Source organism: Streptomyces sp. NPDC087787 (assembly GCF_044743035.1).
Lineage (GTDB): Bacteria > Actinomycetota > Actinomycetes > Streptomycetales > Streptomycetaceae > Streptomyces.
In genome coordinates, this window is record NZ_JBIUVQ010000003.1 from 343,436 (window position 1) to 356,275 (window position 12,840).

Sequence of the window (12,840 nt, forward strand, 5' to 3'; positions counted from 1 at the left end):
CTATGGACTGAGCGGGAGTGAGTCCTGGGTCCAGGGCTCGTGCTCAGCCGTGTGCCCCGAACGGTTGTGGGCACACTGGTCGCCCGCTTTCGCTCCGCGTCCGGGCGGCACGGATCGTGTCCGTGGTCCGGGAACGCGGGGGCGGGGTCCCTCACGCCCCAGGGTGCCCGGTCGGGCCTGGACGGTCCGATGCCCCACACGATCGCTCCGGTCGTGTGGGGGCGGTGTCGTCCGACGCCGGATCGGGTGTCCCAGGGCGCGTCGTCCGATCGCCACGGCGGCAGCGTCGTGCCGCGTGGGCTTGCGCGTTGTGGTGGTGAGGGGTTTACTGCGCCTCCGTCAACTGCGAGGCGCCGGCGACAGCTCCGCGCAGTCCGCGCCATCGGCGTAGGCACGGGGCGTCAGCCGACCGGCACGCCCGCCTCCAGGTACACCGCCGCGCCGCGTTCGCGGGCCCGCAGTGCCCAGCGCAGCCGGGCGTAGCGGACGGGCGGGAGCAGGTCGGCGGCCTCCCGCTCGGTGACGAAGCGGCAGTCGCGCAGCTCGGGTCCGGGCAGCAGCAGGCGCGTGGCCGCCGCCGAGTCCAGGCGGCCGCCGTCGAAGAGGAAGCGCAGACCACCGAAGGCGGGCGGTGCGGGCGGCTCCCAGTCGACGACGAGGAGCCGGGGCATCTCGTCCAGCCGTACACCCGTCTCCTCGGCGACCTCGCGCGTCCCCGCGCGGGCCGGGGCCTCGCCGGGTTCGACGACACCGCCGGGGAACTCCCAGCCGGGCTTGTAGGTGGGGTCGACGAGCAGCACGCGGTCCTGTTCGTCGAACAGCAGCACTCCGGAGGCGACGGTCTCGGCCGTGGGCTCCGGGGTCTGCACGATGTCGCAGACGGGCGCGGCACCATTGCTGACGGCCTCGACGATGCGGACGGCCGTCTCGTGCGGGGTGAGGGCGCTGGTGTCGACGGGGTGGGCGTCGGCGGTGAGCCAGGAGGCCAGGGCGGTCCGGTAGGGCTCGATGTGGTCGTAGGCCCACTGGCGGACGCGTATCTCGCCGTCGGGCAGGTCGGGCGGGACCTCCCGATGGGCTATGCGCTCACGCAGGATCGTTTCGGCCGGGGCCAGGAGAACGTGCCGTACGGCGACGCGGCGGGCGGCGAGCCCGCCGAAGATCTCGTCGCGGTACTCCTGGCGCAGCAGGGTCATGGGCACCACGAGGGTCCCGCCCAGCTCGGCGAGCAGCGCGGCCGCCGTGTCGATCACCATGCGCCGCCAGATCGGCAGATCCTGGTAGTCGCCGGCCTCGGCGAGGTGTTTGGGCGGCAGCAGATGCGCCAGCGCACCGCCGATGACCTCGGGATCGAAGAGCGTACTGTTCGGGATCAGTTCGATCAGTTCCCGTGCGGTGGTCGTCTTCCCCGCACCGAAAGCGCCGTTGATCCAGACGATCACGGGTCCCCCTCTGCTGTCGGCCCCCTGTGGCTTGCCCGCTCCACCCTGCCACGGAAACCAGCCCAGTTGAGGGCTGCCCACAGGACGGCGCCGGCACCCCCGCGGTGGGGGTGCCGGCGCCGCGCTCGGCCGACGGGCGTCAGCCGTGGTGCTGCCCGGACGCGTCGTCGCCCGTGGCGAGGCCTTCCTCACCGACGACCTGGTCGACGGTGCCCACGATGTCCTTCACGCTCCGGTCGCCGAGCCCGTCGTGGTCGACGGCGTGCGACGGAGAGACGGCGGCCACGACGAAACCGGTGGCCAGGGACGCGAGGGCGAGCATGCTGCGCTTCTTCATGCTCGGTTCAACTGCGCCGGCCGCCCGGGGGTCACGGCCGTGCACCCGACTGGGAGCACACAGTCCTTCGTCGAGCCCATGCCCGCTCCGGCGGCTGCGCCGCACAGGACATTGCGCCTCAAACAACCGTTACGGCCCCCCTTCCAACAGAGTTGAACACGTCCTACCATAACCGCGCACTGATGACGCGGACATGACGTCATCTCAACTTTCGCGAGTCCGGAGGAGCGTTCTCATGCGTCACCCGCACACGCGCACCGCCCGCCGCACCGTGGTCGGGGCCCTGGCCGCAGGACTGCTGTGCGCCACGGAACTCGCAGTCCCCGCCGTCGCCGCGCCCGCCCCGGCGACCTCCGCCCGAGCCTCCGTCACGCCCACGCGGGCCGACGGACTCGCCCTCACCCCTCCGATGGGCTTCAACAACTGGAACTCCACGAACTGCCGTGCCGAGTTCGACGAGTCCATGGTCAAGGGCATCGCCGACCTCTTCGTCACCAAGGGCCTGAAGGACGCCGGGTACCAGTACGTCAACCTCGACGACTGCTGGGCCCTGCCCGCCCGCGACGCGAACGGCAGGCTCGTAGCCGACCCGGTCAGATTCCCGGGCGGCATCGGAGCCGTCGCCGACTACGTGCACTCCAAGGGACTCAAGCTGGGCATCTACACCAGCGCCGGCACCAAGACGTGCAACAACGCAGGCTTCCCCGGCGCGCTCGGCCACGAGTACAGCGACGCCCAGCAGTTCGCCGACTGGGGCGTGGACTACCTCAAGTACGACAACTGCAACAACCAGGGCGTGGACGCCAGGCTCCGGTACACCACCATGCGGGACGCGCTGAAGGCGACCGGTCGGCCCATCGTGTACAGCATCTGCGAATGGGGCCAGAACAAGCCCTGGGAATGGGCCGCCGGCATAGGGCACTTGTGGCGCACCACCGACGACATCAGCGACAACTGGGGCTCGATGCTGTCGATCCTGAAGCAGAACCTGCCACTCGCCCCGTACGCCGGTCAGGGCCACTGGAACGACCCCGACATGCTGGAGGTCGGCAACGGCGGCATGACGGACACCGAGTACCGCACCCACTTCTCGATGTGGTCCGTGATGGCCGCGCCCCTCCTCATCGGCTCGGACCTGCGCAAGGCATCCGAGGCGACCCTCGACATCCTGGGCAACCGGGAGGTCATCGCCGTCGACCAGGACCCGCTGGGCCGGCAGGGTGCCGTCGTCTCCTCCGAGGACGGGCGCTGGGTGGTGGCCAAGGAGATGAAGGACGGCAGCCGCGCCGTCGCCCTGTTCAACGAGACCGGCAGCCCGCAGCGCATCGCCACTACCGCGCGGGCCGTGGGCCTGCCCGGCGCCGCCGCCTACACCCTGCGCGACCTGTGGGAGCACCGCTCCTACAACACCGCGGGCACGATCTCGGCGACCGTTCCGGCCCACGGCACCGTCCTCGTCCGGGTCCAGCCCGACCGCGACTGGGCCGCGAACCCGCCCGCCGTCGAACTCGGCCTGGACGGCAGCCTGTTGCTGGAGGCGGGTCGGCCGGCGACGCTCACCACGACCGTGACCGACCTGGGCCGTACGCCGGCCACGCGGGTCGCCGTGTCCCTGACCGGCCCCGCGGGCTGGACGGTACGGCCCGAGTCCGCGGTGCGGGCCCCGGCCGTCCCGACGGGGAAGGCGCTGCGCACCCGCTGGACGGTCAGCGCACCGGCCGGAACACCGACGGGTTCATACGACCTGACGCTCAGGACGAGCCACCGCTCCCCCGGCGGCGTGCGCGTCGAGGGCGCGCTGGCCTTCGCCGCCGGCGTGGTGGTGCGGCCACCCGCGGGGACGTCGCACCTCAGCGACCTCCCCTGGCTGTCGGCCGCCAACGGCTACGGCCCGGTGGAGCGCGACACCAGCAACGGGGAGAGCGCAGCAGGCGACGGTCATCCGATCACCCTCGGCGGGGTGGTGTACGCCAAGGGGCTCGGCGTCCACGCGGACAGCGCCGTCGAGTTCTACACGGGCGCGTCGTGCCGGACGGTCACCGCGGACGTCGGCGTCGACGACGAGAAGGACGGCAGGGGCACGGTGGCGTTCGAGATCTGGGCGGACGGCCGGAAGGCAGCCGCCACCGGAGTGCTCACCAACGCGATGGGCGCCCGGCCGCTGTCGGCGGACGTCTCCGGCGCCCAGGTGGTCCGCCTCGTCGTCACGGACGGCGGCGACGGCATCGACTCCGACCACGCGGACTGGGCGGACGCCCGCCTGGTGTGCTGAGCCGCGGTCACGGGGCGGCGGCCGCCGCCTCAGACCCCGGCCGCCGTGACGTCCGTCCGCGCCGCGAGCGCTGCCGCCGCCGCTCCCACCAGGCCGGCGTCCGTGCCGGTCTGGGCCGGGGCGACCTTCAGACGCCGTACGAAGGAGAGGGTGGCGTAGTCTGTCAGGGCCCGGCGCAGTGGGGCGAGGAGCACGTCCCCCGCCTTGGCCACTCCCCCGCCGATCACCGCGATGTCGATCTCGACCAGGGTCGCGGTGGCGGCGATGCCCGCGGCCAGGGCGCGGGCGGCGCGGGCGAAGGAGGCCATGGCGACCGGGTCCCCGGCGCGGGCGGCGGCGGCCACCGCGGCGGCCGAGGTGTCGCCGTCGGGGCCCGGGCGCCAGCCCTGGGCCAGGGCCCGGCGGGCGATGTTCGGGCCGCTCGCGAGGCGCTCCACGCAGCCGCGCGAACCGCACGGGCACGGGTCGCCGTCGAGGTCGACGCTGATGTGGCCGATGTGCCCGGAGTTGCCGGTCGGGCCCGGGTGGAGCCGCCCGTTGAGGACCAGTCCGCCGCCGACACCCGTGGAGACGACCATGCACAGCGCGTTGTCGTGTCCCCGGGCGGCGCCCTGCCAGTGCTCGGCCGCCGTGATGGCCACGCCGTCGCCGATCAGCTCCACGTGCAGGCCGCCGGTGGCGGCGCGGGCCCGCTCGACCAGCGGGTAGTCCCGCCAGCCGGGCACGTTGACGGGGCTGACCGTGCCCGCGGAGGCGTCGACCGGGCCCGCGCTGCCGATACCCAGGGCCGTGGCACGCCCCCACAGCGGCGAGGCGCCCAGCTCGCCGAGCACCTCCTCCACGGCCCGCATCACGGTGTCGCCGTCCTCCTGCGCGGGCGTCGGCCGCTGCGCGCGCACCAGGATGCCGCCGCGGCCGTCCACCAGCGCTCCGGCGATCTTGGTGCCGCCGATGTCCAGCGCGGCCACGAGGTCGGTGTGCATCAGAGTCAGATCTCCCCGTCAACCATGAGAAAACCAAGAGGTGGGCGCGGTCCGGTATCGCCGTGGGGCGGCGCGGGCCGGAGTGTTCGATGGACAGTCTCTCGTGCGTATGACAACGTTGTCCAGGTTCTATGCTCGACGCCACATCCTCATACGAACCCATGGACCGACGCATCCCCGTGGACGCGATTCGTCCCCGTGGACGACAGGACAGGACGCCGCACCGTGCCCGAGACCGCCCGTCGAGCAGACCGCCCCGCAGACCGCCCGGACCGCGCGTCCGGGAACCGCTACGGAAGCCGTCCGACCATGAAGGACGTGGCGGCACGCGCGGGCGTCGGCCTGAAGACCGTCTCCCGCGTGGTCAACGGCGAGCCCGGGGTCACCCCGGACACGGAGCGGCGCGTGCAGGACGCCATCGCGGCCCTGGGCTTCCGCCGCAACGACAGCGCGCGGGTGCTGCGCAAGGGCCGTACGGCGAGCGTGGGGCTGATCCTGGAAGACCTCGCCGACCCGTTCTACGGGCCGCTGAGCCGCTCGGTGGAGGAGGTCGCCCGCGCGCACGGCGCCCTCCTCATCAACGGATCCAGCGCGGAGGACCCGGAGCGCGAACAGGAACTCGCGCTGGCGCTGTGCGCACGGCGGGTGGACGGGCTGGTGGTGATCCCGGCCGGTGACGACCACCGCTATCTGGAGCCCGAGCTCAAGGCGGGCGTCGCGACCGTGTTCGTGGACCGCCCGGCCGGGAACATCGACGCCGACGTCGTGCTGTCGGACAACTACGGCGGCGCCCGCGACGGTGTCGCCCACCTGATCGCCCACGGCCACCGCCGGATCGGGTTCATCGGCGACATGCCCCGTATCCACACGGCCGCCGAGCGCCTGCGCGGCTACCGGGCGGCGATGGAGGACGCGGGCATACCGGTCGAGGACTCCTGGATGTCGCTGGGCGTCACGGACCCGGAGCGGGTGCGCCGGGCCACGGAGACCATGCTGTCCGGGCCCGACCCGGTCACCGCGGTCTTCGCGGGCAACAACCGGGTGACCGTCACCGTGATCCGCGTACTGGCCGAGCAGGCGCGGCGGGTCGCCCTCGTCGGCTTCGACGACATCGAACTGGCCGATCTGCTCCAGCCGGGAGTCACCGTCGTCGCCCAGGACTCGGCGGCCCTCGGCCGAACCGCCGCCGAGCGCCTCTTCCGCCAGCTGGACGGCTCTCTCCTCGCCCCGGAGCGCATCGAACTCCCGACCCGCCTGATCACCCGAGGCTCGGGCGAACTGCCCCCGCCGGCCTGACGCCCAACGCCCGGCGGGCGTCCCGCGCCACGCGGGCCGGGTCCGGCACGCGGCCGTGGCGCGAGCCGGAAGCACAGGGGCGTGACCACGGGTACGGAGCCCCGGGGTCACGCCCCCGCCCGTGTGCCGTGCCGTCCGGCTACTGCGCCGACGCGGTCAGGTCGCCGCGGCGAGGGGCCGCGAAGGACTCGAGGCCGGCGCGGGTCAGGCCGGTGCGCTCGGCGACCTCGGCGGAGTCGAGGGCGCCGCAGTCCAGGCCGCGCAGCAGGTAGCCGCTGAGCGCCTTGGCGGTGGCGGGCTCGTCCATGACGTCGCCGCCGGCTCGGCTGACGTAGCGGGCGAGACGGGCCGCCGCCTGCTCGAAGCCCTCGCGGTAGAAGGCGAACACGGCCGCGTACCGCGTGGGGATGTGGCCGGGGTGCATGTCCCAGCCCTGGTAGTAGGCGCGGGCCAGGGCACGGCGGGTGAGGCCGAAGTGCAGCCGCCAGGCGTCGTGCACCTTCTCGGCCGGGCCGACCGGCAGGACGTTGGTGGAGCCGTCCGAGACGCGCACGCCCGTGCCCGCGGCGGCGACCTGCATCACGGCCTTGGCGTAGTCGGCGGCCGGGTGGTCGCTGGCCTGGTAGGCGGCGGAGACACCGAGGCAGGCGCTGTAGTCGAAGGTGCCGTAGTGCAGTCCGGTGGCACGACCCTCGGCGGCCTGGATCATCCGGGCGACCGTGACGGTGCCGTCGGCGGCGAGGATGGACTGGCTGGTCTCGATCTGGATCTCGAAGCCGAGGCGTCCGGGTGCCAGCCCATGGGCCTTCTCGAAGGCCTCCAGCAGCCGGGCCATGGCGGTGACCTGCTCGGGATAGGTCACCTTCGGCAGGGTCAGGACCAGCCCGCCGGGCAAGCCCCCGGCCTCCATCAGGCCGGTGAGGAAGATGTCGAGGGTGCGGATGCTCCGGTCGCGGACCGCCGCCTCGAAGCACTTCATGCGGATGCCCATGTACGGGGCCGCCGTCCCGTTCCGGTACGCCTCGGCGACCAGCCCGGCCGCGCGGGCGGCCGCCTCGTCCTCCTCCGCGTCGGGCCGGGGGCCGTACCCGTCCTCGAAGTCGATCCGCAGGTCCTCGATCGGCTCCCGCTCCAGCTTGGCGCGGACGCGGTCGTACACGGGGACGGCCAGTTCGTCGCTCAGGCCGAGGACGGCGGCGAAGGAGGCCGCGTCCGGGGCGTGTTCGTCGAGCGCGGCGAGCGCCCGGTCGCCCCAGGAGCGGATGGTGCCGGCCTCGAAGACGTCGCCGGGCACGTAGACGGTGTGCACGGGCTGGCGGGTGCCGGGATCGCCCGGGTAAAGGCGCTCCAGTTCGGCGTCGACCGGCGCGAGGGAGGCGTTGATCTCCTCGCTGACGGCGCCCGCGAGGCTCGTCGCCACGTTCTCCTGCTGGCCCTGGCCCATCCCGCACCCTCCCATTTTCCGCTTACCGGAATCCATAATCCGCACTACGAAGTTATCCGCGGATCTTCCCGTGGGTCAACACCGTCTTCCTTCCGCACGACCGCCCACGCCTCTCATCTCATCCTGGCGCGCGGGAGGACGGGATCACCCGCCGGGGCCGAGCGGGGTTGTGCCAGGACGAGCCGAGGCCCCCGCGTCCCGCCCGGAGAGGGCGGGGCACGGGGGCCTCGGTCGTACGCCGGAGGATCAGCCCTTGCGGGTCTTGATCTCCTCGGTGAGCTGCGGGACGACCTCGAACAGGTCGCCGACGACGCCGTAGTCGACCAGGTCGAAGATCGGGGCCTCGGGGTCCTTGTTGACCGCGACGATCGTCTTCGAGGTCTGCATACCGGCACGGTGCTGGATCGCGCCGGAGATGCCGTTGGCGATGTAGAGCTGCGGGGACACGGACTTGCCGGTCTGGCCGACCTGGCTGGTGTGCGGGTACCAGCCGGCGTCGACGGCGGCACGCGAGGCACCCACGGCCGCGCCGAGGGAGTCGGCGAGCGCCTCGATGACCGCGAAGTTCTCCGCGCCGTTCACGCCACGGCCGCCGGAGACCACGATGGCGGCCTCGGTCAGCTCGGGGCGGCCCGTCGACTCACGCGGCGTCCGGCCGGTGATCTTCGTGCCGGTCGCCTGGGCCGAGAACGTCACGCTCAGCGCCTCGACCGCACCGGCGGCCGGGGCGGCCTCCACGGCGGCGCTGTTGGGCTTGACGGTGATGACCGCGGTGCCCTTGGAGACACGGGCCTTGGTGCTGTACGAGGCGGCGAACACCGACTGGGTGGCCACCGGGCCCTCGTCGCCGACCTCCAGGTCGACGGCGTCGGTGATGATGCCCGAACCGATGCGCAGCGCCAGACGCGCGGCGATCTCCTTGCCCTCGGTGGAGGACGGCACCAGCACGGCGGCCGGCGAGACGGCCTCTACGGCGGCCTGCAGGGCGTCCACCTTGGGCACGACCAGGTAGTCGGCGTACTCGGGCGCGTCGTGGGTGAGGACCCGCACGGCGCCGTGCTCGGCGAGCGTCGCGGCGGTGTCGGCGGCACCCGCGCCGAGGGCGACGGCGACCGGCTCGCCGATGCGGCGGGCCAGGGTCAGCAGCTCCAGGGTCGGCTTGCGGACGGCACCGCCTGCGTGGTCGACGTACACGAGGACTTCAGCCATGGGACTTCTTCTCTCCTGCTTGCGAAGTGTGAGGGGCGGTCAGCGGAACCAGCGGGCTCAGATGAACTTCTGGCCCGCGAGGAAGGCGGCGAGCTGCTTGCCGCCCTCGCCCTCGTCCTTGACGATCGTGCCCGCGGTGCGGGCCGGACGCTCCGTCACGGAGTCCACGGCCGTCCAGGCACCCTCCAGGCCGACCTCGTCCTCGTCGATGTCCAGGTCGGACAGGTCCCACGACTGAACCGGCTTCTTCTTGGCCGCCATGATGCCCTTGAAGGACGGGTAACGGGCCTCGCCCGACTGGTCGGTGACGGACACCACCGCGGGCAGCGACGCCTCGAGCTGCTCCGAGGCCGCGTCCCCGTCCCGGCGGCCCTTCACCGTGCCGTCCTCGACCGACACCTCCGACAGCAGCGTCACCTGGGGGACACCCAGACGCTCGGCGAGCAGCGCCGGGACCACGCCCATGGAGCCGTCGGTGGAGGCCATGCCGGAGATCACCAGGTCGTAGCCGGCCTTCTCGATCGCCTTGGCCAGCACCAGCGAAGTACCGATGGCGTCCGTGCCGTGCAGGTCGTCGTCCTCGACGTGGACCGCCTTGTCGGCGCCCATCGACAGCGCCTTGCGCAGCGCGTCCTTGGCGTCCTCCGGACCCACCGTCAGAACGGTCACCTCGGCGTCGTCGTCCCCGTCGTAGTTCTCCGCGATCCGCAGCGCCTGCTCGACCGCGTACTCGTCCAGCTCGGAGAGCAGACCGTCCACGTCGTCCCGGTCGACGGTCAGGTCATCGGCGAAGTGCCGGTCGCCAGTGGCGTCGGGCACGTACTTCACAGTGACAACGATCCTCAAGCTCACGCCGGCTCTCCTACTGCATCGTCTTCTCTGGGCTGCCTTCCTAGGCAGCATAGGCGCCTGAAGCGGCCGATCCCGGTCAGGGCGACCACGCGCTCCGAGCGGAATATTACTCGTCAGTACACCCAGTTCATGCCCGCTGAGCAAGCGCTTTGAACTGTGACCTTCGCAACGCAGCGTAACCGGAACCCGACGGCTTCGCAGGAGAGGGGTGAGGTGATCAATCACGCAGCGCGCTGAAGCGGCCCCGGTGGTAGAGAAGCGGACGACCGGCGCCCGCGGGATCGCCCAGGACGACCTCGGCCAGCACGATCCGGTGGTCCCCGGCCGGCACCCGCGTGACGACACGGCACACCAGCCAGGCGAGCACACCGTCGAGGACGGGCACCCCCTTGGGACCCTCGCGCCACGCCGTCGGCGCGCCGAAGCGGTCGGCGCCGCTGCGCGCGAAGGTGGCGGCCAGTTCCTCCTGGTGCTCACCGAGTATGTGGACGCCGACATGGTCGGTCGCGGCGATGGCCGGCCAGCTGGAACCGCCGGTTCCGATGCCGAAGGAGAGCATCGGCGGCTCCGCGGAGACGGAGGTGAGGGACGTGGCGGTGAAGCCGACCGGACCGGCGTCGCCCCGGGCGGTGATCACCGCGACGCCCGCCGCGTGCCGCCGGAAGACGGAGCGCAGCAGCTGTGGGGAGGCGAACTGGACGGTGCCGGAGGCACCCAGGTCGGACATGGCCGTCATGGAGCCGTCCTTCTGCTGGTCGGACGAGCGGGATCCGCGGCTGCTCAACAGTGCGGACGGCGCGCGCTCGTGGGGCGGGCTGGGTCGACGCGGGGCCGCCCGAGAAGGAGGAGTTCCGAGGGCATGCGGTCAGGCTCACGATAGTTGGCGTGCACAGTCAAGTACGCCCCGGGCTCCACGAGCCCTCCCGCCGCCGCGGTCAGAGGCCTCACCACCCCGGACGGCGACCTCACAACGCCTCCCCCAGGGCCGCGATGACGTCCGCCTTGCGGGGCTGCCCGGCCGCCCGCCGCACCACCCGGCCGTCCGCGTCGAGCACGAGCACGGTCGGCGTCCTGAGGATCCCGAGCGCGCGCACGAGGTCGAGCCGGGCCTCCGCGTCGACCTCGACGTGCGCCACCCCGGGGACCAGGCCGGCCACCTCGCCGAGGATCCGCCGGGTCGCCCGGCAGGGAGCGCAGAACGCGCTGGAGAACTGCACCAGCGTGGCCCGCGTGCCGAGGTCCTCACCGAGTTCGGCCGACCCGAGCCGTCTGCCCTCGTCCCGTCCCGGCACCCTTGTACTCCCGTTCTTCCGCCGCGCCCTGCCATACTTTCGCGGACGCCCCCCAGCGTCCGCGCCCACCGGTACAGCGCGCCCGGGGGCACGGAGATTCCCGGGCGCCCGGGACGGGTTCCCGACGGGGTTCCAAGGCCTGTGCCGCGGGCCCACGATGGGCCGTCGGGCGGAATCCGAGGGGTGACGTGACGAGGATCTCGCGTTGGACGGGCACGTGGGCTGGCTCCCGCGCCGTTCTTGGGGCACGATCTGCGACAGGCCGTAAACCTACGGCAGCGTAACTTCCGCCGGGAGCCCTTCCCTGGCAGAGAGAAGGGTCCGTCCCGCTCATGGCAGAGCTCGTCTACCGCCCCGTCATCGGTCTCGCCCGCACGATGTTCAAGGCGTGGGACCTCAAGATCGACTGCCAGGGGTCGGAGAACATTCCCGGCACGGGCGGCGCCGTGCTGGTGAGCAATCACATCAGCTATCTGGACTTCGTCTTCAACGGGCTCGCGGCGCTCCCGCAGAAGCGCCTGGTGCGTTTCATGGCGAAGGAGTCGGTCTTCCGGCACCGGATCTCCGGCCCCCTGATGCGCGGCATGAAGCACATCCCGGTGGACCGCGCCAACGGCGAGGCGGCGTACGCACACGCGCTGGACTCGCTGAGGTCCGGTGAGGTGGTCGGGGTGTTCCCGGAGGCCACGATCTCGCAGTCGTTCACGCTGAAGGCCTTCAAGTCGGGCGCGGCCCGCCTCGCCCAGGAGGCGGGCGTCCCCCTGGTCCCGATGGCCGTCTGGGGCACGCAGCGGCTGTGGACCAAGGGTCACCCGCGCAACTTCAAGCGCAGCCACATCCCGATCACGATCCGGGTGGGCGAGGCCATGGAGGCCTCCCGCGAGCTGTACGCGGGCGCCCTCACCCGCCGGCTGCGCGAGCGCGTCCAGGAGCTCCTTGAGGCCGCCCAGCGCGCCTACCCGGTCCGCCCCCGGTCCGCCGACGACACCTGGTGGATGCCCGCCCACCTCGGCGGCACGGCCCCGACCCCGGAACAGCTCCGCACGGCCGGGGCGCACTGACCCCGCGACCGGAGCGCCGACGGGACGGGCGCCGGACCGGACCTTCCTCCGCCGGCTCACCGACACCGGTCCTCGTGATCTGCCCGTCACCCTGCGGACCCGGATCGAGACGAACACCGACGCACAGCGGACCGCCCTGCCGTCCAGGCGTCAGCCGCAATACGGTCGGGGCCCCTCTGCGGGCCGTCGCAGGACAGGACCGCTCGGCCGCGATGTGCTCACCACCGGTCCGAATGACTGCGGCTTCCCCTAATCCCGGTTGTGCTATTCGGCCCCGGGGCCGAGGTGCCGGCCGCCGCTAGGCTCCGCTCAATGCGCTCCTCACACTTGGTGCACACACGCGCGGGCGCGGCGCGGCCTCGAAGAGGCGACGGCCGCCGCCGGTCGCTGCCGTGCCTGGGCCGGGCCGTTTCCATCACGGCCATCACGGCCGTCGCGGCGATCGTGCTGAGCGCGGCCGTGGCCGGATACGCGTCCGACACCGGCGTACGGGACGCGGGCGCGGCGGCGGATCCGCCGCCGCCGACCGGCCTGCCGCAGCCGACGGGCATGTTCCCGCCGGAACCGGACGGGGCGATCCTCGAACGTCCTCCCGCCGGCCCGCCGGAGCGGTGCCCGTCCCGTGCCGATGCCCTTCTCCTCCGGTCCAGAG

The 12,840-nt window shown here is 72.7% G+C and carries 11 protein-coding genes and 1 pseudogene; 3 read left to right on the forward strand and 9 right to left on the reverse strand.

Annotation, left to right across the window (positions count from 1 at the left end; all coding sequences use genetic code 11):
• The 3 genes and pseudogenes from ACIOWN_RS07515 to ACIOWN_RS07525 all read right to left on the reverse strand — a co-directional run.
• Nucleotides 1–327, reverse strand: a pseudogene (locus ACIOWN_RS07515) (IS200/IS605 family accessory protein TnpB-related protein); the annotation flags it as partial.
• A 74-nt stretch (nucleotides 328–401) separates the two neighbouring features.
• The gene (locus tag ACIOWN_RS07520; protein WP_362349752.1) at nucleotides 402–1,442 is read right to left on the reverse strand and encodes an NUDIX domain-containing protein; all 1,041 of its coding nucleotides are present in this window, start codon (nucleotides 1,440–1,442) and stop codon (nucleotides 402–404) included.
• Nucleotides 1,443–1,581: 139 nt separating this feature from the next.
• Nucleotides 1,582–1,779 (reverse strand): hypothetical protein, encoded by a 198-nt coding sequence (locus ACIOWN_RS07525; protein ID WP_326801301.1) that lies wholly within the window; start codon nucleotides 1,777–1,779, stop codon nucleotides 1,582–1,584.
• A 235-nt stretch (nucleotides 1,780–2,014) separates the two neighbouring features.
• On the opposite strand from ACIOWN_RS07525, the gene ACIOWN_RS07530 reads away from it, so the two are divergent.
• Nucleotides 2,015–4,051: an NPCBM/NEW2 domain-containing protein gene (locus ACIOWN_RS07530; RefSeq protein ID WP_401981005.1), complete on the forward strand. Its 2,037-nt coding sequence runs from the start codon at nucleotides 2,015–2,017 to the stop codon at nucleotides 4,049–4,051.
• A 29-nt stretch (nucleotides 4,052–4,080) separates the two neighbouring features.
• On the opposite strand, the gene ACIOWN_RS07535 is transcribed toward ACIOWN_RS07530, so the two are convergent.
• Nucleotides 4,081–5,034, reverse strand: coding sequence for an ROK family protein (locus ACIOWN_RS07535; protein ID WP_362349757.1), 954 nt, complete (start codon nucleotides 5,032–5,034; stop codon nucleotides 4,081–4,083).
• Between the two features lie 225 nt (nucleotides 5,035–5,259).
• On the opposite strand from ACIOWN_RS07535, the gene ACIOWN_RS07540 reads away from it, so the two are divergent.
• Nucleotides 5,260–6,330, forward strand: a complete 1,071-nt coding sequence (locus ACIOWN_RS07540; RefSeq protein ID WP_401981008.1) for a LacI family DNA-binding transcriptional regulator — start codon at nucleotides 5,260–5,262, stop codon at nucleotides 6,328–6,330.
• Nucleotides 6,331–6,469: 139 nt separating this feature from the next.
• On the opposite strand, the gene ACIOWN_RS07545 is transcribed toward ACIOWN_RS07540, so the two are convergent.
• From ACIOWN_RS07545 to ACIOWN_RS07565, 5 genes are all read right to left on the reverse strand, one after another.
• On the reverse strand, nucleotides 6,470–7,774 hold the full coding sequence (locus ACIOWN_RS07545; protein ID WP_401981011.1) for a DUF6986 family protein: 1,305 nt from the start codon (nucleotides 7,772–7,774) through the stop codon (nucleotides 6,470–6,472).
• A gap of 246 nt (nucleotides 7,775–8,020) precedes the next feature.
• On the reverse strand, nucleotides 8,021–8,983 hold the full coding sequence (locus ACIOWN_RS07550) for an electron transfer flavoprotein subunit alpha/FixB family protein (protein ID WP_401981013.1): 963 nt from the start codon (nucleotides 8,981–8,983) through the stop codon (nucleotides 8,021–8,023).
• 57 nt (nucleotides 8,984–9,040) lie between these two features.
• The gene (locus ACIOWN_RS07555; protein WP_362349765.1) at nucleotides 9,041–9,835 is read right to left on the reverse strand and encodes an electron transfer flavoprotein subunit beta/FixA family protein; all 795 of its coding nucleotides are present in this window, start codon (nucleotides 9,833–9,835) and stop codon (nucleotides 9,041–9,043) included.
• A gap of 217 nt (nucleotides 9,836–10,052) precedes the next feature.
• Nucleotides 10,053–10,571: a flavin reductase family protein gene (locus ACIOWN_RS07560; RefSeq protein WP_362349766.1), complete on the reverse strand. Its 519-nt coding sequence runs from the start codon at nucleotides 10,569–10,571 to the stop codon at nucleotides 10,053–10,055.
• Nucleotides 10,572–10,800: 229 nt separating this feature from the next.
• Nucleotides 10,801–11,196: a TlpA family protein disulfide reductase gene (locus ACIOWN_RS07565; protein WP_398143517.1), complete on the reverse strand. Its 396-nt coding sequence runs from the start codon at nucleotides 11,194–11,196 to the stop codon at nucleotides 10,801–10,803.
• A 263-nt stretch (nucleotides 11,197–11,459) separates the two neighbouring features.
• Between ACIOWN_RS07565 and ACIOWN_RS07570 the strand changes: the two genes are divergently transcribed.
• Nucleotides 11,460–12,188 carry a lysophospholipid acyltransferase family protein gene (locus ACIOWN_RS07570; RefSeq protein ID WP_362349770.1) on the forward strand — a complete coding sequence of 243 codons (729 nt, stop codon included), beginning with the start codon at nucleotides 11,460–11,462 and terminating at the stop codon, nucleotides 12,186–12,188.
• The last annotated feature ends 652 nt before the right edge of the window (nucleotides 12,189–12,840 follow it).

Bases quoted from the DNA above. Each gene is read 5' to 3' on its own strand.
- ACIOWN_RS07525 (WP_326801301.1), bottom strand. From the start codon at position 1,779: ATGAAGAAGCGCAGCATGCTCGCCCTCGCGTCCCTGGCCACCGGTTTC.
- ACIOWN_RS07530 (WP_401981005.1), top strand. From the start codon at position 2,015: ATGCGTCACCCGCACACGCGCACCGCCCGCCGCACCGTGGTCGGGGCC.
- ACIOWN_RS07535 (WP_362349757.1), bottom strand. From the start codon at position 5,034: ATGCACACCGACCTCGTGGCCGCGCTGGACATCGGCGGCACCAAGATC.
- ACIOWN_RS07545 (WP_401981011.1), bottom strand. From the start codon at position 7,774: ATGGGCCAGGGCCAGCAGGAGAACGTGGCGACGAGCCTCGCGGGCGCC.
- ACIOWN_RS07550 (WP_401981013.1), bottom strand. From the start codon at position 8,983: ATGGCTGAAGTCCTCGTGTACGTCGACCACGCAGGCGGTGCCGTCCGC.
- ACIOWN_RS07560 (WP_362349766.1), bottom strand. From the start codon at position 10,571: ATGACGGCCATGTCCGACCTGGGTGCCTCCGGCACCGTCCAGTTCGCC.
- ACIOWN_RS07570 (WP_362349770.1), top strand. From the start codon at position 11,460: ATGGCAGAGCTCGTCTACCGCCCCGTCATCGGTCTCGCCCGCACGATG.